The 26,082-nt window shown below is 44.9% G+C and carries 22 protein-coding genes and 1 riboswitch; of the genes, 19 read left to right on the forward strand and 3 right to left on the reverse strand.

The window, feature by feature from the left end; translation table 11 throughout:
• Positions 1-85: 85 nt before the first annotated feature.
• From K7887_RS02170 to K7887_RS02180, 3 genes are read left to right on the forward strand one after another with little or no spacing between them, the layout of a single operon-like run.
• The gene (locus tag K7887_RS02170) at positions 86-1,831 is read left to right on the forward strand and encodes an adenine deaminase C-terminal domain-containing protein (protein WP_223491965.1); all 1,746 of its coding nucleotides are present in this window, start codon (positions 86-88) and stop codon (positions 1,829-1,831) included.
• Between the two features lie 60 nt (positions 1,832-1,891).
• Positions 1,892-2,932: a DUF3048 domain-containing protein gene (locus tag K7887_RS02175; RefSeq protein ID WP_223491966.1), complete on the forward strand. Its 1,041-nt coding sequence runs from the start codon at positions 1,892-1,894 to the stop codon at positions 2,930-2,932.
• A gap of 27 nt (positions 2,933-2,959) precedes the next feature.
• Entirely contained in the window at positions 2,960-3,271 is a 312-nt protein-coding gene (locus K7887_RS02180) for a YerC/YecD family TrpR-related protein (protein ID WP_060664037.1), read from the forward strand.
• A gap of 421 nt (positions 3,272-3,692) precedes the next feature.
• Here the strand turns inward: K7887_RS02180 and K7887_RS02185 are convergent, their stop codons facing one another.
• Positions 3,693-3,854 (reverse strand): hypothetical protein, encoded by a 162-nt coding sequence (locus tag K7887_RS02185; protein WP_223491967.1) that lies wholly within the window; start codon positions 3,852-3,854, stop codon positions 3,693-3,695.
• A gap of 276 nt (positions 3,855-4,130) precedes the next feature.
• Between K7887_RS02185 and K7887_RS02190 the strand changes: the two genes are divergently transcribed.
• The 6 genes from K7887_RS02190 (at position 4,131) to K7887_RS02215 (ending at position 13,156) form a co-directional block, all read left to right on the forward strand.
• Positions 4,131-4,814 carry a heptaprenylglyceryl phosphate synthase gene (locus tag K7887_RS02190; protein ID WP_223493560.1) on the forward strand — a complete coding sequence of 228 codons (684 nt, stop codon included), beginning with the start codon at positions 4,131-4,133 and terminating at the stop codon, positions 4,812-4,814.
• 298 nt (positions 4,815-5,112) lie between these two features.
• Positions 5,113-7,419: a DNA helicase PcrA gene (pcrA, locus tag K7887_RS02195; RefSeq protein WP_223491968.1), complete on the forward strand. Its 2,307-nt coding sequence runs from the start codon at positions 5,113-5,115 to the stop codon at positions 7,417-7,419.
• Between the two features lie 34 nt (positions 7,420-7,453).
• Entirely contained in the window at positions 7,454-9,460 is a 2,007-nt protein-coding gene (gene ligA / locus K7887_RS02200; RefSeq protein ID WP_223491969.1) for an NAD-dependent DNA ligase LigA, read from the forward strand.
• A 12-nt stretch (positions 9,461-9,472) separates the two neighbouring features.
• On the forward strand, positions 9,473-10,624 hold the full coding sequence (locus K7887_RS02205) for a CamS family sex pheromone protein (protein ID WP_223491970.1): 1,152 nt from the start codon (positions 9,473-9,475) through the stop codon (positions 10,622-10,624).
• Positions 10,625-10,786: 162 nt separating this feature from the next.
• Complete coding sequence (gene pruA / locus K7887_RS02210) at positions 10,787-12,331, forward strand: L-glutamate gamma-semialdehyde dehydrogenase (protein WP_088016900.1); 1,545 nt, start codon at positions 10,787-10,789, stop codon at positions 12,329-12,331.
• 162 nt (positions 12,332-12,493) lie between these two features.
• On the forward strand, positions 12,494-13,156 hold the full coding sequence (locus K7887_RS02215) for a DUF4397 domain-containing protein (protein ID WP_223491971.1): 663 nt from the start codon (positions 12,494-12,496) through the stop codon (positions 13,154-13,156).
• 45 nt (positions 13,157-13,201) lie between these two features.
• Here the strand turns inward: K7887_RS02215 and putP are convergent, their stop codons facing one another.
• Positions 13,202-14,710 (reverse strand): sodium/proline symporter PutP, encoded by a 1,509-nt coding sequence (gene putP, locus K7887_RS02220; protein WP_223491972.1) that lies wholly within the window; start codon positions 14,708-14,710, stop codon positions 13,202-13,204.
• 539 nt (positions 14,711-15,249) lie between these two features.
• Between putP and gatC the strand changes: the two genes are divergently transcribed.
• The 3 genes from gatC to gatB are packed head-to-tail and all read left to right on the forward strand — an operon-like array spanning position 15,250 to position 18,467.
• The gene (gene gatC, locus K7887_RS02225; protein ID WP_088016902.1) at positions 15,250-15,540 is read left to right on the forward strand and encodes an Asp-tRNA(Asn)/Glu-tRNA(Gln) amidotransferase subunit GatC; all 291 of its coding nucleotides are present in this window, start codon (positions 15,250-15,252) and stop codon (positions 15,538-15,540) included.
• A gap of 22 nt (positions 15,541-15,562) precedes the next feature.
• Positions 15,563-17,020 carry an Asp-tRNA(Asn)/Glu-tRNA(Gln) amidotransferase subunit GatA gene (gene gatA, locus K7887_RS02230; protein ID WP_010191851.1) on the forward strand — a complete coding sequence of 486 codons (1,458 nt, stop codon included), beginning with the start codon at positions 15,563-15,565 and terminating at the stop codon, positions 17,018-17,020.
• 16 nt (positions 17,021-17,036) lie between these two features.
• A complete protein-coding gene (gene gatB / locus K7887_RS02235; RefSeq protein ID WP_223491973.1) occupies positions 17,037-18,467 on the forward strand; it encodes an Asp-tRNA(Asn)/Glu-tRNA(Gln) amidotransferase subunit GatB in 1,431 nt (476 codons plus the stop codon).
• 56 nt (positions 18,468-18,523) lie between these two features.
• On the opposite strand, the gene K7887_RS02240 is transcribed toward gatB, so the two are convergent.
• Positions 18,524-19,402 (reverse strand): M15 family metallopeptidase, encoded by an 879-nt coding sequence (locus K7887_RS02240; protein WP_223491974.1) that lies wholly within the window; start codon positions 19,400-19,402, stop codon positions 18,524-18,526.
• Between the two features lie 232 nt (positions 19,403-19,634).
• Between K7887_RS02240 and K7887_RS02245 the strand changes: the two genes are divergently transcribed.
• The 7 genes from K7887_RS02245 to K7887_RS02275 all read left to right on the forward strand — a co-directional run bounded on the left by K7887_RS02245 (position 19,635) and on the right by K7887_RS02275 (position 25,993).
• Positions 19,635-20,174 carry an NfeD family membrane protein gene (locus K7887_RS02245; protein WP_223491975.1) on the forward strand — a complete coding sequence of 180 codons (540 nt, stop codon included), beginning with the start codon at positions 19,635-19,637 and terminating at the stop codon, positions 20,172-20,174.
• A gap of 12 nt (positions 20,175-20,186) precedes the next feature.
• The gene (locus K7887_RS02250) at positions 20,187-21,725 is read left to right on the forward strand and encodes a flotillin lipid rafts scaffold protein FloT (protein WP_223491976.1); all 1,539 of its coding nucleotides are present in this window, start codon (positions 20,187-20,189) and stop codon (positions 21,723-21,725) included.
• 277 nt (positions 21,726-22,002) lie between these two features.
• Positions 22,003-22,923 carry a diacylglycerol kinase gene (locus K7887_RS02255; protein ID WP_223491977.1) on the forward strand — a complete coding sequence of 307 codons (921 nt, stop codon included), beginning with the start codon at positions 22,003-22,005 and terminating at the stop codon, positions 22,921-22,923.
• A 161-nt stretch (positions 22,924-23,084) separates the two neighbouring features.
• Positions 23,085-23,597: a hypothetical protein gene (locus K7887_RS02260; protein ID WP_223491978.1), complete on the forward strand. Its 513-nt coding sequence runs from the start codon at positions 23,085-23,087 to the stop codon at positions 23,595-23,597.
• Between the two features lie 121 nt (positions 23,598-23,718).
• A riboswitch (SAM riboswitch) is annotated at positions 23,719-23,823 on the forward strand.
• A gap of 58 nt (positions 23,824-23,881) precedes the next feature.
• Positions 23,882-24,043 carry a YezD family protein gene (locus K7887_RS02265; RefSeq protein WP_088020100.1) on the forward strand — a complete coding sequence of 54 codons (162 nt, stop codon included), beginning with the start codon at positions 23,882-23,884 and terminating at the stop codon, positions 24,041-24,043.
• Positions 24,044-24,163: 120 nt separating this feature from the next.
• Positions 24,164-24,880, forward strand: coding sequence for a phosphoadenylyl-sulfate reductase (locus K7887_RS02270; protein WP_223493561.1), 717 nt, complete (start codon positions 24,164-24,166; stop codon positions 24,878-24,880).
• A gap of 30 nt (positions 24,881-24,910) precedes the next feature.
• Positions 24,911-25,993, forward strand: coding sequence for a sulfate permease (locus K7887_RS02275; protein ID WP_223491979.1), 1,083 nt, complete (start codon positions 24,911-24,913; stop codon positions 25,991-25,993).
• Positions 25,994-26,082 lie beyond the last annotated feature (89 nt).

The raw sequence follows: 26,082 nt of genomic DNA on the forward strand, positions 1-26,082 counted from the left end.
CATGGTAAAAAGAGGTTATATCAAAATAATATTTACCGAATAAATAAGATAAAGATACAATCTCACAAAGAGTGGGTGATAAATCATGCATGAACAAGCATATAGATGGAAAAACAAAAAAATTCGAGAACAGGTTGCCGTGATTGATGGGAAACAAGCACCAACCTTAGTCTTTACCAATGCAACATACTTAAATGTGCAATTAAAAACATGGATGACGGCAAACATCTGGATCCATGAAGATCGAATTGTCTATGTAGGGGACCAGCTGCCGGGAAACACAGTGAACACAGAAATGGTCGATTGTACCTCGCAATTCCTTGTACCGGGATATATCGAGCCGCATGTGCATCCGTTTCAACTTTATAATCCCCTGTCCTTTGCGCAATATGCATCTAAATTAGGAACAACCACCTTCGTCAATGACAACTTGATGCTTACTTTGCAGATGACAAAAAAGAAAGCGTTTTCTTTTATAGAGGAGATGAACAAGTCTGCTGCGACGATGTACTGGTGGTGCCGATTTGATGCGCAGACGGAGATCAAAAATGAGGATGATATTTTCTCAACCCCAAATATGAAAAGTTGGCTGAATCATCCTCTTGTAATGCAAGGCGGAGAATTGACATGCTGGCCGAAGTTAATGGCAGGCGACGACTTGATTCTGCATTGGGTACAAGAAGCGAATGCGCGCAAAAAGCCGGTGGAGGGTCATTTTCCTGGTGCTTCTGAAAAGACGCTGACCAAAATGCAGCTGCTTGGCATTCATAGCGACCATGAGGCGATGAACGGGGCGGATGTCATCAAACGCATCTCTCAAGGCTATCACGCTTCCTTGCGCTATTCGTCCATCAGGCCGGATCTTCCGTTAATTTTAGAAGAGCTTGAAGCGTCAGGCGTTCATTATTATGACCAGACTTTTTTCAACACAGACGGCTCTACACCGAGCTTTTATGAAAGCGGTGTCATTGACCGGACCATCGCCATTGCTTTAGACAAAGGAGTGCCGGCAATTGAGGCGTACAGAATGGCCTCTTATAATGCGGCAAGACATTTTTCTATTGATAAGTTGCATGGAAGCATTGCTCCTGGTCGGATCGCAAACATCAACTTCCTGAAGGCAAAAGAAGAGCCGACTCCAGTGTTCGTTCTTTCAAAAGGTATGTGGGTGACAAGGGACAACGAGCCGGTAAAGGAAGCTTTTCCTGCCCAGAATTGGCCTTCACTCGGCTTAGAGCCAATGAAACTTAATTGGGATTTAAGCATGGATGATTTACAATTTTCGATGGCACTTGGGATGGAAATGGTTAACGAAGTGATTATCAAGCCATATACTATCTCAGTGGATGTTTCAGGTGACAGTCTGTCCACATCCCATGATCAGTCGTATCTCATGTTGATTGACCGGAAAGGGAAATGGCGTGTGAACACGATTCTTAAAGGGTTTGGCACGCATGTCCAAGGGTTTGCGAGCTCCTATTCCAATACAGGGGATATCGTGCTGATCGGCAAAGACAAGAGCGCTATGATGAAGGCGTTCCAACATATGAAAGACTTAGGCGGAGGAATGGTGCTGGTGGAAGATGGAGAAGTCATTTGTGACATCCCATTACCGCTTGCAGGTGGATTGTCGGATTGTAGCATGGAAGAGTTGATGAAGCAGGAAACAGAACTGCGAAATCAACTTTTTGAAAGAGGCTATAGCTTTAATGATCCGATCTATACGTTGTTATTTTTATCATCTACACATCTTCCTTATATTAGAATAACACCTAGAGGAATATACGATGTGATGAATAAAACGGTACTCTTTCCGTCAATAATGCGTTAAAATATAAAAGTATGAAAAAATACTAAAGGTTGTGTTTGTGTTAGGATGAGTAGGAATAAGATGTTGTTATTGTTGGCAAGCCTCATGCTTATGTTGGCGGGCTGTCAATCCAATAATGAAAAAAATGTTGATTCTAGTCAAGAGCAAAGTGAAGAGACCACGGAAGTAGCGATAGAAGAGGAAGAGCAAGTGGCAACAGAGGTTTCCGAACCGATGGAGCAAGCACCGTTAACTGGAGAAATGGTTGAGGAAAAGGTAGATGCCCGACCTGTTGCAGTGATGGTGAATAATGATATAAAAGCAAGGCCACAGTCTGGATTGCATAAGGCCGATATTGTATATGAAGTGCTGGCAGAAGGCGATATTACAAGACTCCTTGCGATTTTTCACAGTGAAATGCCGGAAACTGTCGGCCCTGTCAGGAGCTCAAGAGCATATTTTGTAGATTTGGCAAAAGGCTATGACCCATTATATGTTTTTCATGGTTGGAGTCCTGGTGCCAAAGAGAAGATACAAGCAGGAGAAGTGGATGGAATTAACGGCCTGACCTATGACGGAACGCTTTTCAAACGGGCAAGTTTCCGAAAGGCGCCGCATAATTCCTATATCAGCTCTGAAAATATCCAAAAAGGCGCAGAGCTACAAAATTATGAGACACAAGCGGAGGTCAAACCTTTCACCTTTTTTAAAAAAGGACAGATCAATCCATATGAAGGTACCGCTTTAGAACAAGTGAAAATTGAATACTCATCCAGACAGGCAACACATGTTGAATATAGATACGATCCTGAGAAAAAAGGATATGTCCGCTATAGTGGCGGCGTGAAGCACACAGACCTTGAAACGAAGGAAGAGATTGTGGCACATAATGTTTTCTTAGTAGAAACGTCTCATCTTGTGGTAGATAAACAAGGTAGAAGGGACATCGATATTACTTCCGGCGGCAACGGTGTGCTCATCCAAAATGGAGAGCGTTTCGATGTGGAATGGAAATCGGTGGACGGCAAGATCCTTCCCTACAAAAATGGCGAACAGGTCCCACTTGCCCCAGGCAAAACGTGGATTCAAATTATTCCCGATTTTGAAAAAGTCATATACTAGTCTTAATTAGCAAAGGAGAAATCAATCATGCAAATCAATAAACTACGTGGAAAAGAACTGGATCAACTTTTTGAATCTATTCTTTCTTTAAAAGATATGGAAGAGTGCTATCGATTTTTCGATGACCTCTGTACCATCAATGAAATCCAATCTTTGGCACAGCGCCTAGAGGTGGCAAGAATGCTGAGAGAAGGTTTCACGTATCATAAAATCGAGACAGAAACCGGTGCAAGCACTGCGACAATCTCTCGTGTGAAACGTTGCCTGAACTATGGTAACGATGCTTACGAGATGGCGCTTGAGCGTATTGCAGAAGAGAAAAAAACTGAAGAAGTGTAAATGAGTTAAGGTGGCCCGCTGTGATGGAAATGCAGCGGGCCATCTTTTTTTCCATGGATGGAGCTCCGTTCTATCTGCCCGAACAGTGGGAGGAACCCCATGAAAAGTCTAATAGAAGGGCTCTATAAGCCCGAACGGTGGGGAAAACCCCGTGAAAAGTCTAATAGAACGCTTCTATACGCCCGAACGGTGGGGGAAACCCTATGAAAAGTCTAATAGAAGGGCTCTATACGCCCGAACCACGTGAAATTCTTCATAAAAAGTCTAATAGAAGGGTTCTATATGCCCGAACTGCGTGAAATCCCCCATGAAAAGTCTAATAGAACGGTTCCTCTTAACTTCTCTCAACCAAACAAACTAAAAAACCGCCTCTTATTAAGAAGCGGTTTTTCAAAAGTAAAAACTCTAAAGAAACCATGCATCATCGATAAAACGTCTCTTGATTTGATTTTACTTGGTCGACTGTTTTAGTGGATGCCGAGGGGTCTGCCGTACTCCTTCTTCTTTTCCCAAAATAGTCTACGAGCGCACCGAAGGCCAAAAGAATTGCAAATCCGATAACAAACCATAGCCACATAGGCATGTTGGACACCTCCTTATCACATCATATTTTGGACCGGGGGCGATATGCATTCATTTATCAAAAGGCAACTATTTTCCTAAGTATTCTTAATGGTGTTATTTTCTACTTACCCGCTATCTAGAAGGAATAACAGACCACAGAAAAAATAAATCTTTTGGTCTACTGTAAAAGGTCGTAACTTCCAGTAAACAATCTCTGTTTCTCTTTTTCGTATTAGCTGGGATTTTGCTATAATAGGGGAATGGAAAATTAGAATGGGGGACGTTTGCAGTGTTAATGGAAATACGTGAGTGGAAGCACGTTTTTAAATTGGATCCTAATAAAGAGATATCGGACGAAGATTTAGAGCTTGTGTGCGAATCTGGCACAGATGCTATTCTAGTCGGAGGTACGGACGGGGTCACATTGGACAATGTGCTGAGCCTGATGAGCAGGGTGCGCAGATATTCCTTGCCGTGTGCATTGGAGGTTTCCACCATTGAATCGGTCACGCCGGGATTTGATTTTTATTTTATCCCAAGTGTGTTGAACAGCAGAAAGACAGAATGGGTCACAGACCTTCATATAGAAGCGCTAAAAGAGTACGGCGATATCATGAACTGGGAGGAAATCGTGGCTGAAGGATACTGCATCCTTAATGCCGACTGCAAAGCTGCCAAGCTGACAGATGCAAAAACGGACCTCGACAAAGAAGATGTGATCGCTTATGCAAGATTGGCGGAGAAAATGTTTAATCTGCCTATCTTTTACTTAGAATATAGTGGTACGTACGGGGACGTGGAAATGGTCCAGGCGGCAAAACAAACACTAGAAAAGACGCAACTGTTCTACGGAGGCGGCATCTCCACGGCAGAGCGCGCCAAAGAAATGGTAGCCCACGCTGATACCGTAGTAGTAGGAAATGCCGTATACGATAACTTAAAAGAAGCCCTAAAAACAGTAGACGCTGTGAAAAATTAGTAGTAGCCAGATATTCTAGCTGTTGATTGGAGCACAGGGCGAAGACTCCTCGAAAATGCTACGCATTTTCTTCGTGCGATGTATCGCTGTCGAAGCCTTCCTTGTCCTGAGGGAGATAGCGGTAGGTTGAGACCCCGCAACGAAGTGAGGAGGCTCAAGCACCGCCCCTAGGAAAGCGAAGCCCAGTGCGGAAATCAACAGCGGTTGTTCACAAAGATTCTAAAATTAATAGTAATTAACGAGCCAATTTAGTATGATAGAAAATAAGAACATATGTTTGTTGGGACGGTGAAAAAATATGCAATATTTAAGTCAAAGGCTTCTTGAGGGACTGAACCCCATGCAAAAAGAAGCAGTGAAAAAAACGGACGGACCCTTACTCATCATGGCCGGAGCGGGAAGTGGGAAAACCAAGGTGCTGACGCATCGAATCGCCTACCTGATGGCCGAAAAACAGGTGGCGCCTTGGAATATCCTTGCGATCACCTTTACAAATAAAGCGGCACGTGAAATGAAAGAGCGTGTGGAAAAGCTACTCGGACCTGCTGCAGAAGACATCTGGATCTCCACATTTCACTCCATGTGTGTGCGAATCCTGCGCCGTGACATTGACCGCATCGGAATGAACCGCAATTTTACCATTCTTGATACGACCGACCAGCTGTCTGTCATCAAGAATATTTTAAAAGACCGCAATATTGATCCAAAAAAGTTTGAACCAAGAACAATCCTAGGTACCATCAGCTCTGCAAAAAATGAACTGATGACCCCGGAACAATATGCAAAACAGCCACTTGGGCCATACGAGCAACAAGTAGCGGAGATCTATACCGACTACCAAAAGAGGTTGAAAAAGAACCAGGCGCTTGATTTTGACGATCTAATCATGACGACCATTCACCTCTTTAAACGTGTACCGGAAGTGCTGGAGTACTATCAACGCAAGTTTCAGTACATTCACGTGGACGAGTATCAGGATACGAACAGAGCGCAATATACGTTAGTTAACCTGTTAGCGGACCGCCTGAAAAACCTTTGTGTGGTAGGGGATTCTGATCAGTCCATCTATCGCTGGCGAGGAGCGGATATAGCCAATATCCTTTCTTTTGAAAAAGACTATCCAAACGCGGAAGTCGTGCTGCTTGAGCAAAATTATCGTTCGACAAAACGTATTCTAGAAGCGGCTAACCGAGTGATAGATAACAATATCGGCCGTAAAAAGAAGAACCTTTGGACAGAAAACGACGAAGGGCAAAAAATCATCCATTATCAAGCTGATTCTGAAAAATCGGAAGCGCAGTTTGTGGTCGGGAAAATGCGTGAACTCATGCAAAAAGACCCAACACGCACGCTTGGTGACTTTGCAATCCTTTACCGCACAAACGCCCAGTCCCGTGTGATGGAGGAAATGCTCCTCATGTCCAACATCAACTACACGATCGTCGGCGGAACCAAGTTCTACGACAGAAAAGAAATCAAGGATATCCTGGCATATCTTCGCTTGATTGCCAATCCAGACGATGACATCAGTTTGCAGCGGATCGTTAACGTACCAAAACGCGGCATCGGAGCGACAACCGTTGATAAGATTGCCAATTACGCTGCGCAGCATGATATCTCCATCTACACGGCGCTTGCAGAGGTAGACCTGATAGGCGTCAGCGGCCGTGCTACATCACAATTGAAAGAATTCCGCGCGCTGATTGAAGGGTATGTGCAAATGCAAGAATACATCTCTGTGACGGAACTGGTGGAAGAGGTACTTGAAAAGTCAGGCTATCGTGAAATGTTGAAAGCCGACAAAACGATTGAATCCCAAAGCAGACTGGAAAACATCGATGAGTTCTTGTCTGTTACGAAGAATTTTGAAGAAAAATATGATGATAAGAGCTTGGTTGCTTTCCTTACAGACCTGGCGCTTGTTGCTGATATTGATAAATTGGACGAGGAAGATCCAGCCCAGCAGGAAGGCGTTATTTTAATGACTCTCCATGCTGCAAAAGGACTCGAGTTCCCGGTTGTATTTTTAATCGGAATGGAGGAAGGGGTATTCCCTCACAGCCGTTCGCTGTTTGAAGAAGCAGAAATGGAAGAGGAACGCCGCCTGGCTTATGTTGGAATCACACGTGCTGAGCAGCAACTGTTCATCACAAATGCCCAAATGCGTACGTTATTTGGTCGTACAAACATCAATCCTCCTTCTCGCTTTATAAAAGAAATACCAGAGGAGTTACTCGAAAGCGAAGAGAACAAAGAAGCTGCATCCCGTCCAACGCCATTTGGTGGACGCGGGTCAAGTTTTGGAGGCGGCTCTGCGTCCCCATTTGGAGGCAATTCAGCTGCAGGAAGAGCAAGGGCGGCAAGTCCTGCTTCCCAAACGGCACGCCGCACCACAGCACCATCCCGTGGACTTACTGCAACGGGTGGAGAAAGCTTGGACTGGATGGTAGGAGACAAAGCGGAACATAAAAAATGGGGAGTCGGTACCGTTGTCAGCGTAAAAGGTGACGGAGACGGCAAAGAGCTGGACATTGCCTTCCCAAGCCCGACAGGCATCAAGCGCCTATTGGCCAAATTTGCCCCTGTGACGAAGGTTCAACAATAGATGAAAACCGCCAAAAAAGAAAGGACGACATTGCATGGAAAGAGAACAAGCTGAAAAACGGGTTCGCGAGCTGCATGATGTGCTGAACCAATATAATTACGAATATCATGTACTGGACAAACCGTCCGTTTCAGATGCCGAATACGACTCTCTTTTACAAGAGCTATTAACGCTTGAAAAGGAGCATCCAGACCTGCAAACGGAAGACTCTCCGACTCAGCGTGTGGGAGGAAATATTCTTGAGATGTTCAACAAGGTCGAGCACCGTACCCCGATGCTCAGCCTTGGCAATGCCTTCAATGAAGACGACTTGCGTGATTTCGACCGCAGAGTCAAACAGGCTGTCGGCGATGATGTGACATATGTGTGCGAGCTGAAAATTGACGGTCTTGCCGTGTCCTTGCGCTATGAGGATGGCCTTTTCGTTCTTGGTGCCACTCGTGGGGATGGTACAACAGGTGAGGACATCACCATGAACCTTAAAACCATTAAATCCATTCCTTTGCGTCTAAAAGAACCTGTAACGATGGAGGTTCGCGGCGAAGCATACATGCCGAAGAATTCTTTTGAAAAGTTGAACGAAGCGAAAATGGAGCGCGAAGAAGAGCCGTTTGCCAACCCTCGTAATGCGGCAGCGGGTTCCCTTCGTCAGCTTGATCCAAAAATCGCTGCATCCCGTAACTTGTCTGTGTACGTATACAGTCTTGCCGATGCCGGAGAAGCTGGTGTGGATTCGCACAGTGAGGCGTTAGATTACCTGGATAAACTGGGCTTTAAAACAAATACAGAAAGAAAAGTATGCACGTCGATCGAAGAAGTTTTGGAATATGTCACAGCTTGGCACACAAAACGCCCGGATCTGTCGTATGATATAGACGGTATCGTTATTAAAGTGGACAACACGGAGCATCAAGAACAGCTGGGTTTTACGGCAAAGAGCCCGAGATGGGCCATTGCGTACAAGTTCCCAGCAGAAGAAGTGACCACTAAGCTTCTTGATATTGAGCTGAATATCGGCCGTACAGGTGTGGTCACGCCAACCGCTATCCTTGAACCTGTGCGTGTAGCAGGCACAACGGTCCAACGCGCGTCCTTACATAATGAAGACCTCATCCGTGAAAAGGACATCAAGCTTGGAGACACGGTCATCGTCAAAAAAGCGGGAGATATCATCCCGGAAGTGGTGAATGTACTTGTAGAGCAGAGAACCGGTGAAGAACGTGATTTTACCATGCCGACACACTGCCCGGAATGTGAAAGCGAGCTTGTCCGCATTGAAGGGGAAGTGGCCTTGCGCTGCATCAACCCGAAATGTCCGGCACAAATTCGTGAAGGATTGATTCACTTTGTATCCCGTAACGCCATGAATATTGATGGTCTTGGCGAAAAGGTGATTGCTCAACTTTTCCGTGAGAATCTGATTGAAGACGTGGCAGACCTTTATAAATTAACAAAAGAACAGCTTTTGGAGCTGGAGCGGATGGGCGAAAAGTCTGCAGATAACTTGATTTCTGCTATTGAAAAGACGAAGGATAACTCGTTGGAGCGCCTTCTGTTTGGACTTGGAATCCGTTTAGTAGGAGCGAAAGCAGCTAAAACATTGGCACAAGAATTCGATCATATGGATAAACTTGCAAGCTTGACGAAAGAAGAGCTGACTGCGATTCATGAAATAGGCGACAAAATGGCAGACTCCATTGTCACCTATTTTGAACAGCCGGAAGTGACTGAACTGCTTTCAGAGTTAAAAGAACTTGGTGTCAACATGGCCTATAAAGGACCAAAGCCTGTAAGAGCAGAAGATGTTGATTCTTATTTTGCAGGAAAAACGATCGTCCTGACAGGGAAGCTGGAAGAGATGTCACGAAATGATGCGAAAGCTGCCATTGAGCAGCTAGGCGGAAAAGTGACGGGAAGCGTCAGCAAGAACACCCATTTAGTCATTGCCGGAGAAGAGGCCGGCTCTAAGCTTACGAAAGCCCAGGAGCTTGGAATAGAAGTTTGGAACGAAGCACAAATGCTTAAGGAAATACAATCATAAGAGGTGTTGGAAGTGAAAAGGTTTTTGTCGTTGCTCCTTGTTGTTTCTCTTTTTGCCACCGGATGTGTGCCTGGCTTCGAGAAGCAGGAAGAAGTGGTACAAGATCCAGCGCAGCAGGAAAACACGGAACAAGCTATTGTTCCTAGATATAAAATTTCAGATGACTATTACCAAACCATCCTTCCCTATAAGCCTGGGGAAACCCGTGGCCAAATCGCCCCGCGCTTAAACAGCCGGGTCGATGTGGAGGAATTGGAAACCGGATTGATGCGAATGGCGCAGGAGGTATTTCCTTCTGACAAATATTTGTATCAGGAAGGGCAGTATATAAAGCGTGATACAATTAAAAGTTGGTTGGGGCGTGTTGACCCTGAAGATGAGGAAAAGCCTGGGTTAAATCCACCGTTGATTCGCGGAGTGGATACGGAAGATACGAACGAAAAAAGCCCAATCTATCTCGCACATATTCAAGAACAAAACTATCTTGTCCGTAAAGGGGAAGATCAGGTGGAACTTGGCGGGGTTTCCATTGGAATTGCCTTGAACTCTGTTCATTATTATAATTTGACGGATGAAGAAGGCGGCTATCCGAGGGAATATGTGATTCCAGATGACGAACTGGAAGCCGAGGGGAAAAAAATAGCGGAAGAAGTTATCAGAAGAGTTCGTGGCATGGAAGGGTTGGAGAATGTTCCGATTATCATTGGATTGTATAAACAGAGTCCAGCCAATGCCGTTGTCCCTGGTAGCTTTATTGCAAAAGCAAATGTGGCAACTGGCGATAATTCCATTGGTAAATGGGAAGAAGTAAACGAAGAATACCACCTTTTCCCAAACAGTGATACTACCGAACTATATCGTGATGATGCCGTTCGCTTTGAGAATTTCAAGCTGGATATTGACGACTATTTTCCAAACCATACAGGAGTTATCGGAAAAGGCTATTACCGTGATGGCGAACTTCAACAGCTTTCGATTGAAGTGAATATGGAGTTTAACGGAAAAGCCGAGTTGATCGGTTTCACCCAGTATGTAACGGGACTGGTGGTTGAACACTTCCCGAACTATATCAATCTACAAGTATCCATTTCTTCCATCAGTGGAGAGGAAGCATTGATTGTAAGGGATGCCGGATCTGAAAAACCGTTTGTTCATATCTATTAATTTTGCAGGAACCTACTATTCTTTACGGGATAGTGGGTTTTTATTTTACCCTCCATTATTTTCTTCCTATTAGAATATAAACAATATTTGAAAGACTAGTAATGATAGGGTAGAATGAGAGTTGTATGCAAGCGCTTTAGAATGCAAAGGAGGGCGAATGTAATGGTATTACCTTACAAACATGAACCATTTACTGATTTCACTAATGAGGAAAACAAACAAGCTTATCTTGAAGGCTTGAAACTAGTGGACTCTTATTTAGGACAAGATTACGACTTAATTATCGGTGGAGAGCGTGTTACGACAGAAGATAAAATCGTATCCGTGAACCCTGCAAATAAAGAAGAGGTTGTTGGTCGTGTGTCAAAGGCGGATCGTGACTTGGCTGAAAAAGCGATGCAAGTTGCAGACGAAACGTTCAAAACGTGGCGTAAAGTGAAGCCAGAAGTAAGAGCAGACATCTTGTTCCGTGCGGCAGCAATCATTCGTCGTCGTAAGCACGAATTCTCTGCACTTTTAACGAAAGAAGCAGGTAAGCCTTGGAATGAAGCGGATGCGGATACAGCGGAAGCAATTGATTTCCTTGAGTACTATGCACGTCAAATGCTGAAATTAAAAGACGGTATGCCTCTAGAGAGCCGTGTTGGCGAATACAACCGTTATAACTATATTCCACTAGGTGTAGGTGTCATTATCTCTCCTTGGAACTTCCCATTTGCGATCATGGCTGGTACTGCAGTAGCGGCGATTGTAACGGGTAACACAGTACTATTGAAGCCTGCGTCTACAACTCCTGTTGTTGCGGCTAAATTCGTAGAAGTAATGGAAGAGGCTGGACTGCCTGCTGGCGTACTTAACTTCGTACCAGGTAGCGGCGCTGAAGTAGGGGACTACCTAGTAGACCACCCACGCACTCGCTTCATCTCGTTCACTGGATCTCGTGACGTTGGTTTACGAATCTATGAGCGTGCTTCTAAAGTGAACCCTGGCCAAATCTGGTTAAAGCGTGTAATCGCTGAAATGGGTGGAAAAGATACGATTGTGGTAGACAGCGAGGGCGACCTTGAGTTGGCAGCACAATCCATCGTAAAATCTGCATTCGGTTTCTCCGGTCAAAAATGTTCTGCGTGCTCCCGTGCGGTAATCGTAGAAGATGTGTATGATCAAGTATTGAACCGTGCAGTAGAATTAACAAAAGAGTTGACAGTTGGCGACCCAACAGAAAACCACTACATGGGACCTGTTATCGACCAAGCTGCATTTGATAAAGTAATGAAATATGTTGCTATCGGAAAAGAAGAAGGACGTATCCTTGCAGGTGGAGAAGGAGACAACTCCAAAGGATTCTTCGTTCAGCCGACAATCGTTGCTGATGTGGATCCAGAAGCTCGCCTGATGAAAGAAGAGATCTTCGGACCGGTTGTAGCATTTGCAAAAGCAAAAGACTACAATCATGCGCTTGAAATTGCAAACAACACAGAGTACGGCTTGACTGGAGCGGTTATCACAAACAACCGTGAAAAAATCGAGCAGGCTCGCGAAGACTTCCACGTTGGTAACCTTTACTTCAACCGTGGATGCACAGGTGCAATCGTTGGATACCAACCATTCGGCGGATTCAACATGTCTGGAACTGACTCCAAAGCGGGCGGTCCTGACTACCTATTGCTTCACTTACAAGCAAAAACAACATCTGAAACTTTGTAATATTTATTATAGAAGGAAGCTGATGCCTAGTTGGGTGTCAGCTTTCTTTTTTTGCGACTCGATGGGGATTTAACACTTAATTACTACTTTTTTACATATTTTCCCCAAGAACATTTCATACTAACAAATGTGTTCTAAACCAGTATGAAAAGGAGACGTAAAATGAAGAAATTCCTTAGTATTTTAACGGTGTTGCTGTTTGTTTTAGGCGGAATGGGCAACTTGGCTGCTGCAAATGCAAATAACAAGGAAGATGCACAAGTCCGTATTCTGCATGCATCTCCTGACGCTCCTGCAGTGGACGTCTATGTTGATGGAAATGCGGCGGTAGAGGGTGCGAAGTTTAAAGATGCTACTGATTACTTAATGCTTCCTGCAGGTCCACATAAAGTGGAAGTCTTTCCTGCAGGGAAAAAAGATCAGCCGGTTATTGCTCAACAACTTGAAGTAGAAGGTGGCAAAGCATACACGGTAGCGGCTGTTAATAAGCTTGCCAAACTTGAAATGATTGCGGTAGAGGATACTAGAAAAGCACCTAAAGGAAAAGCGTTCACGCGTGTAGGTCACCTATCTCCAGATGCTCCACAGGTGGATGTAGGAGTAATTAAAGGGGACACTGTATTCAGTGAACTATCTTTTAAAGACATTTCCGTTTATCAAGAACTTGAGCCTGGGACGTACAATTTGGAAATCAGAACGCCTGATGGAAAACAGGTTCTGGACCTTTCCGGAACTAAGCTTGATAAAGATACAGTATACAGTGTTTTTGCAGTAAATACAGCTGACAAATTAGAAGTAATAGTGCTTGTGGATAGCGAGAAGTAAAAGAAAAAAGAACCCGGCCAAGTGCACGGGTTCTCTTCATTTAAATTAATCTTCTTTATTCTGTTCTGTTTCCATTGTTTCTTCCATTTCCGTAAAGCCTTCACGCACTTTTTTACGTGGGAAGTTTGTAATATAACTTACTACAATTACGGCAATGGTACTAAGGATGAAGCCTGGAATAATTTCATATAAGAAATCAGTCAGCGGTTCGCCGTTGACAGTGAATGGACCATAGATCCAAATTAGTACCGTGAATGTACCAACTAGCATACCTGCAAGTGCACCCCAACGGTTCATACGTTTCCAGTAAAGACTAAGGATTACCACTGGACCAAATGCAGCACCAAATCCTGCCCATGCGTTACCAACTAGGTTAAGGATAGTGTCGTTTGGTGTCAGAGATAAACCAATTGCTACAAGAGCAACGATAAGAACGGAGATACGTCCAATCAATACAAGTTCTTTATCTGAAGCTTCACGACGTAAGAATGTTTTATAAAAATCTTCTGTCAGCGCACTGGATGTAACAAGTAGCTGAGAAGAAATGGTACTCATGATAGCAGCTAGGATTGCTGCAAGTAAGAATCCACTGATTAGTGGGTGGAACAAGAATTGAGAGAAAACAATAAAGATTGTTTCTGAATCAGCTAATTCCATTCCTGTACGGTTTACGTAGGCAATACCTACAAAACCTGTTGCCATCGCACCGATGATGGAAACGATCATCCAGCTCATTCCGATACGACGAGCAGCTTTGAAATCACGGATCGACTTAATTGCCATAAATCGAACGATGATATGAGGCTGTCCAAAATAACCAAGTCCCCACGCAAGTAAAGAGATAATTCCAAGAACGGTTGTACCTTTAAAGAAGTCAAGGTATGTTGGGTCGATAGCACGTACTTCATCAAGTGTTACACCAACACCGCCTAAATCAGTAAAAGCAACAATTGGCACTAGTACTAAGGCAAGAAGCATGATGACACCTTGTACAAAGTCAGTTAAACTAACTGCCAAGAATCCTCCGAACAATGTATAAGCGACAACTACACCAGCCGTTACGAATAAGCCAGTTTTGTAATCTAATCCAAATGCACTATCAAATAGTGTACCACCGGAAACTAAACCAGAGGATGTATAGAGTGTGAAGAAAATGATGATAACGATCGCTGATACGAAGCGTAAAATACGAGTTCCATCATAAAAACGGTTTTCAAAGAAATCTGGGATTGTAATGGAGTCATTCGCAGTTTCAGTATAAACCCTTAAACGAGGTGCAACGACCAAATAGTTCACATATGCTCCAATTGTAAGCCCGATAGCGATCCACATGCTGGATACACCAGATGCATACATGGCACCAGGCAGACCCATTAGCATCCAACCACTCATATCAGATGCCCCGGCAGATAGTGCAGTTACTCCAGGTCCTAATTGACGTCCACCAAGCATATAGCCTGAAATATCGTCGGTAGATGTTTTATAGGCATATAAACCTATTCCTAGCATGGCGATAAAATAAAGTGCTAGGGAAATAAATACTCCTGTTTCCACAATATCAACTCCTGAATAATCTTTAGTTTTGTTTGTACATCAGCAATTTCGGCGCCCCAAATTGCTCTCATAACGGTTACGAGTATTTAAGCTATCAAAGTATTTCCCTTAATTCAAGCGATTGAAACCTTTTTCAATAGGAAGAAAAACACGCTACCCCTTGATACAATGGGCATACTTCCCACTTGACAATTAATTAAAGTAAAACTATTCAGAATTATCAAACACGTAATATTGCTGTAATATTTGCAACCATATTCACCATCACTCTTCCCAGAATGCCCACTTATTTTTCCTCAAAAAACCCGAAACATACCACACCAAACAAAAACGGTTACGTGGATGGAGAGAGGGGTTTCTTTAGTGCTCTAACGCACTGAGGGTCAGACCCCTCTTTACCCAACGCACTGAGGGTCAGACCCCTCTTTACCCAACTAAAGAAATTTCCACCAATATCCCGTGGGAATTGCTTGTGGGGGTTAAAGTTTAGTATGATAGGGGTATTGTGCAAGTTCGATTTTTTGCGGAGGTGAAAGAGGATGTCACGTATTTCGGAGGATCAGGTGAAGCATGTGGCGCATTTGGCCCGTCTTGCGATCAGCGAGGATGAGGCGGTTATGTTCACAAGTCAATTAGATGCAATTATTTCATTCGCGGAGAAGCTGAATGAATTAGATACAGAAAATGTTCAACCAACTTCTCATGTTCTACATATGAAGAATGTCATGAGGGAAGATGTTGCGAAAGATGGCCTGCCGGTGGATGAGGTATTGAAAAATGCGCCAGACCACAAAAACGGCCAGATTCGCGTACCAAGCATTATTGAATAGGAAAGAGTAAGGAGGGAACCCCATGTCATTGTTTGATAAAAAGCTATCAGAATTACATAGCCTTTTACATAAAAAAGAAATCAGCGTATCAGACCTTGTTGATACATCCTACAAACGAATCAACGAAGTCGACGATAAGGTACAAGCATTCCTGACACTTGATGAAGAGAATGCCCGTAAATATGCAAAAGTCCTCGACCAAGCGCTAGGACTGGAAAAAGACCATGGCCTGTTATTCGGCCTTCCAATCGGTGTCAAAGATAACATCGTCACAAAAGGCATCCGCACAACAGCTGCGAGCAAAATCCTTGGTGACTTTAACCCAATCTACAATGCAACAGTGGTGGAAAAGCTGAACCAGGCGGAATCCGTCACCATCGGTAAAATCAATATGGACGAGTTTGCCATGGGATCTTCCAATGAAAACTCTGCCTTTGCGGCAACGAAAAACCCTTGGGACCTTGAACGTGTTCCAGGTGGATCAAGCGGTGGATCTGCAGCGGCAGTAGCAGCAGGGGAAGTATTCTTCTCCCTTGGTTCTGATACAGGTGGATCAATTCGTCAACCTGCAGCATTTTGTGGCGTTGTTGGCCTGAAACCAACTTACGGACGCGTTTCCCGTTACGGTCTGATCGCTTTTGCATCATCCCTTGACCAAATCGGTCCAATCACGCGTACGGTAGAAGACAATGCCTACCTTTTACAAGCGATCTCTGGACTTGACCCAATGGATTCCACGTCTGCAAACGCCGATGTACCGGACTTCCTTTCCAGCCTGACAGGTGATATCAAAGGCCTGAAGATCGGTGTGCCAAAAGAGTATCTAGCAGAAGGTGTGAGCGAAGAAGTGCGCCAATCTGTTAAAGATGCACTGAAAGTTTTAGAAGGGCTTGGCGCAACATGGGAAGAAGTTTCCCTGCCGCACTCCCAATACGCTTTGGCAACTTACTATCTATTGTCTTCGTCAGAAGCATCTGCAAACCTAGCCCGTTTTGACGGTGTCCGTTATGGTTACCGAACGGATAATGCGAAGAACCTTATCGATATGTATAAGCAGACGCGCAGTGAAGGTTTCGGACCGGAAGTGAAGCGCCGTATCATGCTTGGAACTTATGCACTGAGCGCAGGACACTATGATGCTTATTATGTAAAAGCACAAAAGGTTCGTACGCTAATCAAGCAGGATTTTGAAGACGTTTTTGAAAAATATGATGTCATCATCGGACCTACCACGCCGACTCCGGCGTTTAAAGTGGGCGAAAACACGAAAGATCCGCTTACGATGTATGCAAATGATATCCTGACCATCCCAGTGAACCTTGCAGGCGTCCCGGGAATCTCTGTCCCAGCAGGCTTTGTGGACGGACTGCCAGTAGGTTTGCAGATTATTGGAAATCATTTTGACGAGAGCACCATTTACCGTGTTGCACATGCGTTTGAACAAGCAACCGACCATCATAAAAAGAAACCACAGCTGTAAGGGGTGAAAAATAGACATGAACTTTGAAACGATTATTGGCCTTGAAGTACACGTAGAATTAAAAACAAAATCGAAAATTTTCTCGGCAAGTCCAAACGAATTCGGCGCAGAACCGAACTCCAACACAAGTGTCGTAGAACTTGGCTATCCTGGAACCTTACCTGTACTGAACAAACAGGCAGTGGAATACGCGATGAAGGCAGCAATGGCCCTGAACTGTGAAGTTGCAACCGACACGAAATTTGACCGAAAGAATTACTTTTACCCGGACAACCCGAAGGCTTATCAGATCTCTCAGCATGACAAACCGATTGGGGAAAACGGCTGGATTGATATAGAAGTGAACGGGGAGAAGAAGCGCATCGGTATCACGCGTCTTCACCTGGAAGAAGATGCAGGAAAACTGATGCACACAGGAGACGGCTATTCCCTTGTCGACTATAACCGCCAAGGAACACCGCTAGTGGAAATCGTATCGGAACCTGATATCCGCACTCCGGAAGAGGCATATGCTTACTTGGAAAAGTTGAAATCCATCATTCAATACACTGGCGTTTCCGATTGTAAAATGGAAGAAGGATCTTTGCGCTGTGATGCGAACATTTCCTTGCGTCCAGTCGGCCAAGAAGAATTCGGTACAAAAGCGGAACTGAAAAACCTGAACTCCTTCAACTTTGTCCAAAAAGGGCTGGAGCATGAGGTCGTTCGCCAAGAGCAGGTTCTTTTGTCTGGCGGAGTGATTGAACAGGAAACACGCCGTTATGATGAAGCGACGAAAAAGACGATTCTGATGCGTGTAAAAGAAGGGTCCGACGATTACCGTTACTTCCCGGAGCCGGATCTTGTGGCACTTCACATTGATGATGACTGGAAAGAGCGAGTGCGCGCAGACATCCCAACCCTTCCGGATGAGCGCAAAAAGCGTTATGTTGAAGAGCTTGGACTTCCTGCATACGACGCTCAAGTACTGACCATCACAAAAGAAATGTCCGATTTCTTTGATGGGACAGTTGAAGCTGGTGCTGACGCGAAGCTTGCTTCCAACTGGCTGATGGGCGAAGTTTCTGCTTACCTGAACGCCGAAAATAAAGAGCTTGATGACACTGCCTTGTCTCCAGAAGGACTTGCAGGCATGATCAAACTTCTTGAAAAGGGCACGATTTCATCCAAAATTGCCAAGAAAGTTTTCAAAGAACTAATTGAAAACGGCGGCGATGCGGAGAAAATCGTAAAAGAAAAAGGCCTTGTCCAAATTTCGGACGAAGGCACTCTTCGTAAAATGGTCGGCGAAACATTGGATGCAAATCCTAAATCCGTTCAGGACTACAAAGAAGGAACTGAACGCGCCATCGGCTTCCTTGTCGGCCAAATCATGAAAGCCTCTAAAGGCCAGGCAAACCCGCAAATGGTGAACAAGATCTTGATTGAGGAAATTAAGAAGCGATAAATAATACGAGTAGAACCCCAACACAGCATGTTGGGGTTCTGTTTTTTTCTATTCACCTAAAACTCCCTAACATCCCCCATATATTCCTCCAACGTAATCCCTTTCGCATAAATCTCCTCAGCAATGTCCACGCCCACATACCTAAAATGCCATGGCTCGAACGCATAACCTGTAATATTCGTTTTCCCTTTCGGATAGCGCAAAATAAATCCATAATGATGGGCATTTTCCGCAAGCCACTTGCCTTCAGCTGTCCCCTCAAATGACTCCACAAGCTCAAGCCCCACACTTTTCGCGGTAATATCCATCGCAAGTCCGGTTTGATGCTCGCTTGTTCCCGGCAGCGCCACATAAAGAACCGCCTGCTCATATCCGAATGTAGCTACCTCATTTTTAAAAATAGCCTCCTGTGTTTCATAAGAACGGAAGCCGGAACGAGCATAAAGCTCGATGCCTTCACTTTTTGCGACATTGAACATAACCTCAAGCGACTCAGCTGCTTCAGCGCGCAGTTTCGAACGGTCGCTGTTTTCATCGCCAAAGGAAAACGGAACATTTGGCTTGATCAAGTCAGCTGGGCGGTACCCTTCCGGAAGCGACCAGAATTTGTTGACCATGACATTCATTGCGCCGGGGTTGGCGACAACTGGGATCGCTTCAGGTTCGGAGACCTCTTCAGGTTCTGCCGGCTCCTCTGCTTCCTCCTCCGTCGCAGGCTCCTCTTCTGGCTCTTCCGGTGAGACAACAACTTCACTTTCCTTTTCAAAAAAACTCTCCCAACCCTCATCCTCAACCACTGTCACTACGGGCACAGTCGATTTCCCAGAATGAGGGCTACCTAGCAATGTTTCTTTTCCCTCTAACAAACTATCAAAGCCCGTACAACCTGCCAACAGGCTTAGGCTCACCGAGTAAACAATCCCTTTTTTTAACATAAGTAATAGTTTTCCCCTTTTATATGGTTTATGATGGAATAGGTAAAAGTTTGTAAATTCCTACTATTATTTTACACTTATCATGGTCCTAGAAAAAGGTAGAAAAATAGAAATGTTTTTGAAACCTTTAGGAGATTTGACCCGTATATAATAGCGGAAGGAAGTTTTGGAAGGGGGATTAGGATTCCAAAGGTGATTGCCTTCAATACAACAGGAAAGGAAACGATGGCTTATGACGATGTTTGGATTGGACATGATGACGCTATATTTTTGGTGCCTCATCATATTTGGCGGCTTGACGCTGGTTTACATTTTATTGTCTGACGTAGTGGACGGAATATTCGATGCGTTCCCTATTGATCCAGCTCTTATCTTTTCATTTTTTACCGTGTTTGGAGCAACAGGCTATCTAGTTGAAAAATATTCGCCGCTATCAGGGTTGCTTGTGTTGGCCATTGCCACCGTCCTTGCACTTCTACTAGTCATACTGCTTCACGTCTTTGTTTTTGTACCAATCAGGTCCGCAGATTCTTCACTCGGTTACACAGACGATGACTTAAAAGGAAAGCTTGCACGAGTCATCATCTCGGTGCCGAAAGATGGGTATGGGGAAGTGGTACTTAGCATCGGAGGAAGCACCGTTTCGCGATCTGCACAGAGCTTCGAAAATGAAGAAATCCCTTACGATACGGAAGTTCTGATCATCGATGTCCAAACCGGAGTGGTCTCTGTCACTCCATACGAAAAGGTATTAGAAAACTATAATAAATAGGGGGAAGAGAAGATGGGATTGGAATTATTAATTGTCATCGGTGCCGTTGTTGCACTAATTTTCGTACTGATTGTCGTGTTCATCGCACGCTACAAAACAGTCGGTCCTGATGAAGCGTTAATCATCACAGGTAGCTACCTGGGTGGCAAAAATGTTCACACAGACGAAGCAGGAAACAGAATTAAGATTGTACGAGGTGGCGGTGCGTTCATCGTGCCGGTATTCCAGCAATCTGAACCGTTAAGCTTGCTATCTATCAAACTAGACGTTAAAACGCCGGAAGTTTACACAGAGCAAGGTGTACCGGTTATGGCAGACGGTACGGCGATCATCAAGATCGGCAACTCGATCGGCGACATCGCTACAGCTGCCGAGCAATTTTTAGGAAAAAGAAAAGAGGATCTGGAAAACGAAGCACGTGAAGTACTAGAAGGTCACCTTCGTTCCATCCTAGGTTCCATGACAGTGGAAGAAATCTATAAAAATCGTGAAAAATTCTCTCAAGAAGTACAACGTGTTGCATCTCAGGATTTAGCGAAAATGGGATTGATCATCGTATCCTTCACTATCCGCGATATCCGCGACAGCAACGGATACTTAGAATCTCTTGGTAAACCACGTATCGCGCAAGTAAAGCGTGACGCAGACATTGCAACTGCGGAAGCCGATAAAGAAACACGTATCAAGCGTGCCGAAGCGGCTAAAGACGCACAACGCGCTGAGCTTGAGCGTGCGACGGAAATCGCCGAAGCGGAAAAAACCAACCAAATGAAGGTTGCCGAGTACCGCCGCGAGCAAGACATCGCAAAAGCACGTGCTGACCAAGCGTACCACCTAGAGGAAGCACGCGCGAAGCAAGAAGTAACCGAGCAACAAATGCAGATCCAGATCATCGAGCGTCAAAAGCAAATCGAGCTTGAAGAAAAAGAGATCCTGCGTCGTGAGCGTCAATACGACTCCGAAGTGAAGAAAAAAGCCGATGCAGACCGTTACGCTGTTGAGCAAGCAGCATCTGCAGATAAGATGAAGCAAATGGCAGAAGCAGATGCAAACAAATACCGCATCGAAGCAATGGCCAAAGCAGAAGCGGAAAAAGTCCGTATCGACGGTCTTGCGATTGCCGATGCACAAAGAGCACAAGGGGAATCCGAAGCAGAAGTTATCCGCCTGAAAGGTCTTGCAGAAGCAGAGGCGAAAGAAAAGATTGCAGAAGCATTCGAGCAATTCGGTCAAGCGGCTATCCTAGACATGATTATCAAAATGCTTCCTGAGTACGCGAAGCAAGTTGCAGCTCCACTTGGCAACATCGATAAGATTACAGTAGTAGATACTGGTGGAAGCGGTGAAAACAGCGGCGCCAACAAAGTGACCGGCTACGCGACAAACCTGATGTCCACGCTTCAAGAATCTTTGAAGGCGTCATCCGGCATTGATGTTAAAGAACTGATCGAAAACTTCTCCGGCAAAGCGAACGTGCGTCACAGCATCGACAGCTTAACTAGCGAAATTGCTACGAGCAAAAAGAGTGAAGAGAAGAAGACAGAAGAATAATTAAGAACTTAGTGCCCCCATCTGCAGCTGCTACTTTTGAGAAGTGGCGGTGCGGGTGGGGGTTTTATTTTGGAACAATAGATTCCGCATTTCTCAAAATTTTCATTTTAATTGCATATCCACACCAGAATAGGCTAATATGTTATCAGTAGTGGATTCAGGTTCACTACTTAGTGGTATTGGTAAATATAACTATTCTATATAACAACATACAGAGACAGACTACACATAAATATAAAAGAGGGCTTAGTTAAATATACGTTTAGGATGATGGGAAATGAAACGAGCTAGGGTAATATACAATCCAACATCTGGCCGCGAGCTGTTCAAAAAGCATCTGCCAGAAGTGTTGGTTCGATTAGAAAAAGCCGGCTATGAAACATCCTGCCATGCAACAACTGGACATGGAGATGCGACAGAAGCGGCTAAGCTTGCAGTTGAACGCAGGTATGAACTTGTCGTGGCAGCCGGTGGAGATGGAACAATAAATGAAGTGGTCAACGGTCTTGCAGAACAGGACTACCGTCCACAACTTGGTATTATTCCAGTGGGAACGACCAACGACTTTGCCAGAGCACTTGACCTGCCACGTGATGATATATTAGCTTGTGTGGATGTTATTGCAGAAGGCGTCCCAATGCCAGTGGATATTGGAAAAGCCAATGATCAATACTTCATGAATATTGCTGGTGGCGGAAAAATGACCGAGCTGTCTTATGAGGTACCAATCAAGATGAAGACAATGCTTGGCCAGCTTGCCTACTACCTAAAAGGAATCGAGATGCTTCCATCTATTCGCCCGACGAACGTAACGATTGAATACGACGGAAAGATCTTTGAAGGCGAAATTATGCTGTTCCTTGTCTCCTTATCCAATTCAGTAGGCGGCTTCGAAAAGCTTGCGCCAGACTCCTGCATGAACGACGGAATGTTTGATATGATCATTCTTAAAAAAGCAAACATTGCAGACTTCATCCGTATTGCTTCTATGGCATTGCGCGGAGATCATGTGAAAGATGATTTAGTCATCTACACGAAGGCGAACAGGGTAAAAGTAAACACTCAAGAGAAAATGCAGCTAAATCTAGACGGCGAGTACGGTGGACTGCTTCCTGGGGAATTCGTTAACCTTTACCGTCATCTTGATGTCCTTGTTACGGAAAAGCGTAAGAAAATAGAAATGGCTAAATGCGAATAGAAATAAGCGGCGGAGAATGAATCCGCTGCTTATTTTTTTTTGAAAAATAGTGCGGAATCCTTTCTGCATAGGAATCTCGCATCATTTTTATTTTATTGCAACATAGACAAGGAAAAATATGTTAATGTTGAGTAAAATGGGAATGCCAGGAGGGGTTAGGATTGGTTAGTACAAAGGGGAGTAAGTATGAGGATATGTCTTGGATGGGAAGCTTGAAGAGGTTATCTGTTTTGTGTTGTCTTACAATAGTGTTAACAGGCTGTAATTTGTTTGCTCAAGGAGAACCGGATCCTGAATTCACCATCTCCTCCACTTCTGTTGGCATGGGCGGGAATGAGTATGAAACGGTGCAGTATGTCCGCTACTCCATGATTCTCACATACAATGAAAGTTTGAAAATAGCGGAAGATACGGTAGAACCCTTACTGGCCGGATGGTTGGAGGAGCGGATGCTGGACCATGAAATTGAACTGGCAGAGGAATTAGGGGATGGGCAATTCAAGCTGGAAGGGAAAGTGACCTTTGATCCGAACGGATTATCAAAAGTTGATTTGGTGAAACTCGAAGAACAAGAAGAAACAGTACAAGGTGTTCTTTTTGAAACGGTCTCGGGAGATTCCTATCAAGCTGCCATCATTGATTCGGAAACCAAGCTTACAAAGATTGGGGAATGAAGTAGCTGACTAGGACCAACTTCCCAAAAATAAAAAAATCTAAAAAAACAGTCAATAACATTGTTGACAATTCATATAAGTATGGTAGGATTAATTTTATCAAAAACAACAAATGAATCGACGCTTATCTAGAGCGGCTGAGGGACTGGCCCGTTGAAGCCCGGCAACCTGCGAACAGCAAGGTGCCAATTCCAGCAAAATGGATACCCATTTTGGAAGATAAGGTGCAGCATACATACGATGCGCCTTTTCCATAATGGGAGAGGCGTTTTTTATTTGGTGAAATGGAGGCGAGCCAACTGGCAAAGTCAGAATGGGAAGACGTGGTAACCCACTTGGAAAGAATGCTGCAATCCATCAAGTTTGGATCTATCACCCTAGTCGTACAGGATGGAAAAGTCATTCAGATAGAAAAAAATGAGAAGGTTCGCCTTCAAAAAAAATAAACACTCGCTGACCAGACAAACTGGAGGCGGTCACTTTACATGATGCTTGGCTTGGAACAACAAGCATGCACATTAAAGGGGCTGCCTTTTTGCGTTGGAAAAGAAAGGAGCAGTAACAGCATGAACCAGAAAATCACGTATGAAAATTGGAAGGAGATCTCGTCCACCTTCGAGGTTGATGATGACTCAAGAGGCGCCACCGTTGTTTTGGAGTGGGCCTATAGAGTTTACGACTCCGACGAGATAATCTATGCATCAAGTTTTGGTGCGGAGGCAGTGGTGCTGATCGACCTAATTCAAGAAGTAAAGCCTGATGCGAAAATTGTTTTTTTAGATACAGATTTGCATTTTCCGGAAACGTATAAGGTTATTGAGCAGATAGAAGAGAGATATCCGAAGTTGCAGATTGAGAAGAGGAAGCCGCAGCTAACGTTGGAGCAACAAGCCGCGGCACATGGCACGGTTCTTTGGAAAAGAGATCCCGGAAAGTGCTGCCAAATACGGAAGGTGGAACCTTTACGAGAAGCACTCACGCCAAAAAAGGCATGGATATCTGGTCTCAGAAGGGAACAATCCCCAACGAGGGCAGCCACGAATTTCCTCAACCAGGATGACAAGTTTCAAAACATCAAAATTTGCCCGCTCATCCATTGGACATGGGGGGATGTTTGGAATCATATTCGGAGCCGAGGACTTCCCTATAACGAGCTACACGATCATGGCTATCCAAGCATCGGCTGTTTTCCCTGTACACAGGCAGTCGGTGCGGAAGGTGATTCCCGCGCTGGCCGCTGGGCGGGTAGCGGCAAGACGGAGTGCGGCCTGCATACAAACTAAGGTTGGCAGTGAAGTGAAGGAGGAAAAAACATGTTAGTTACCATAGCTGTCATCGTTGGTCTGTTTTTCGCCATGAATATCGGGGCGAGCGGTGCGGCAGCATCCATGGGAATTGCCTATGGTGCAGGAGTTGTAAAAAGGAATGTGGCTTTGGTGCTATGTGGGATTGCGGTGTTCTTTGGAGCGTGGCTCGGCGGCGGAGAGGTCGTCAAGACAATGGGGAGCGGAATTGTGCCACAGAGTACCTTTACGGTGGCCATCGCCCTGATTGTCATCGCATCTGCGGCCCTATCTTTATTTTTAGCAAATGTGTTCGGCATCCCGCTTTCCACCAGTGAAGTGACCGTCGGTGCGGTTGTCGGAGCCGGAATTGTCTATCAATCCGTGTTTGTCGGAAAGCTCGCCTGGATTGTTTCGTTCTGGCTGCTGACACCGGTTCTGGCGTTTTTGTTAGCAATCGGGGCAACCTGGGTGTTGAAAAATAGAGTGGTTGATAGATGGGTTAAGTCGTCAAGGGCCGTTCCAATCTTGTCGGTGCTGGTCGTGGTGATGGGAGTGTTTGAAGCATTTTCCGCGGGGATGAACAATGTTGCCAATGCGGTGGGACCGCTTGTCGGAGCAGGGATTATGAACACTGGGCAGGGAATTCTGTGGGGAGGATTGTTTGTAGCTTTGGGCGCGCTATTGCTTGGCCAACGTGTCATGGAAACGAATGGCAAGAAGATTACAAAGCTGCGGCTGGAGGAAGGATGCGTCATTTCGGGCACGGGAGCCGGAATCGTCACGGTTGCCTCGGTGTTTGGCATTCCCGTGCCACTGACACAAATTACGACGTCTTCGATTATCGGGATTGGTTTTGTGAAGCAGGGGCGATCTGTTTTGCAAAAGGACATCGTCGTACAGCTGTTAGTTGTGTGGGTGGTGTCTCCGGTGTTATCGATGGTACTTTCCTACACGCTGATTCAGCTGTTGATTGAGCAAAATGTGTATCCGGTGATTGCGATGATCGGAGTGCTGGTATCGGTGTTCGGGGTGAAGTTTTTGATGCAGCGGTCGGGAGGAACTGGTTCTGGTTCCGGTGCGGCGGTGGTTTCGGCTGGGAGTGAGGAGTGACGGGGGATATTAAATTAGTTGACCGAACGATTTCAAATCACTAAAAAAACATAGATTTTAACCAAAAAATCCACAAAAAAGCGAGGTAA

This window comes from Sutcliffiella horikoshii, assembly GCF_019931755.1.
GTDB lineage: Bacteria > Bacillota > Bacilli > Bacillales > Bacillaceae_I > Sutcliffiella_A > Sutcliffiella_A horikoshii_E.

What these genes read in the sequence shown, in the direction of transcription:
- K7887_RS02170 (WP_223491965.1), top strand. Translation starts at nt 86, where the DNA reads ATGCATGAACAAGCATATAGATGGAAAAACAAAAAAATTCGAGAACAG.
- K7887_RS02175 (WP_223491966.1), top strand. Translation starts at nt 1,892, where the DNA reads ATGTTGTTATTGTTGGCAAGCCTCATGCTTATGTTGGCGGGCTGTCAA.
- K7887_RS02180 (WP_060664037.1), top strand. Translation starts at nt 2,960, where the DNA reads ATGCAAATCAATAAACTACGTGGAAAAGAACTGGATCAACTTTTTGAA.
- K7887_RS02185 (WP_223491967.1), bottom strand. Translation starts at nt 3,854, where the DNA reads ATGCCTATGTGGCTATGGTTTGTTATCGGATTTGCAATTCTTTTGGCC.
- K7887_RS02190 (WP_223493560.1), top strand. Translation starts at nt 4,131, where the DNA reads ATGGAAATACGTGAGTGGAAGCACGTTTTTAAATTGGATCCTAATAAA.
- pcrA (WP_223491968.1), top strand. Translation starts at nt 5,113, where the DNA reads ATGCAATATTTAAGTCAAAGGCTTCTTGAGGGACTGAACCCCATGCAA.
- ligA (WP_223491969.1), top strand. Translation starts at nt 7,454, where the DNA reads ATGGAAAGAGAACAAGCTGAAAAACGGGTTCGCGAGCTGCATGATGTG.
- pruA (WP_088016900.1), top strand. Translation starts at nt 10,787, where the DNA reads ATGGTATTACCTTACAAACATGAACCATTTACTGATTTCACTAATGAG.
- K7887_RS02215 (WP_223491971.1), top strand. Translation starts at nt 12,494, where the DNA reads ATGAAGAAATTCCTTAGTATTTTAACGGTGTTGCTGTTTGTTTTAGGC.
- gatC (WP_088016902.1), top strand. Translation starts at nt 15,250, where the DNA reads ATGTCACGTATTTCGGAGGATCAGGTGAAGCATGTGGCGCATTTGGCC.
- gatA (WP_010191851.1), top strand. Translation starts at nt 15,563, where the DNA reads ATGTCATTGTTTGATAAAAAGCTATCAGAATTACATAGCCTTTTACAT.
- gatB (WP_223491973.1), top strand. Translation starts at nt 17,037, where the DNA reads ATGAACTTTGAAACGATTATTGGCCTTGAAGTACACGTAGAATTAAAA.
- K7887_RS02240 (WP_223491974.1), bottom strand. Translation starts at nt 19,402, where the DNA reads ATGTTAAAAAAAGGGATTGTTTACTCGGTGAGCCTAAGCCTGTTGGCA.
- K7887_RS02245 (WP_223491975.1), top strand. Translation starts at nt 19,635, where the DNA reads ATGACGATGTTTGGATTGGACATGATGACGCTATATTTTTGGTGCCTC.
- K7887_RS02250 (WP_223491976.1), top strand. Translation starts at nt 20,187, where the DNA reads ATGGGATTGGAATTATTAATTGTCATCGGTGCCGTTGTTGCACTAATT.
- K7887_RS02255 (WP_223491977.1), top strand. Translation starts at nt 22,003, where the DNA reads ATGAAACGAGCTAGGGTAATATACAATCCAACATCTGGCCGCGAGCTG.
- K7887_RS02265 (WP_088020100.1), top strand. Translation starts at nt 23,882, where the DNA reads ATGGAGGCGAGCCAACTGGCAAAGTCAGAATGGGAAGACGTGGTAACC.
- K7887_RS02270 (WP_223493561.1), top strand. Translation starts at nt 24,164, where the DNA reads ATGAACCAGAAAATCACGTATGAAAATTGGAAGGAGATCTCGTCCACC.
- K7887_RS02275 (WP_223491979.1), top strand. Translation starts at nt 24,911, where the DNA reads ATGTTAGTTACCATAGCTGTCATCGTTGGTCTGTTTTTCGCCATGAAT.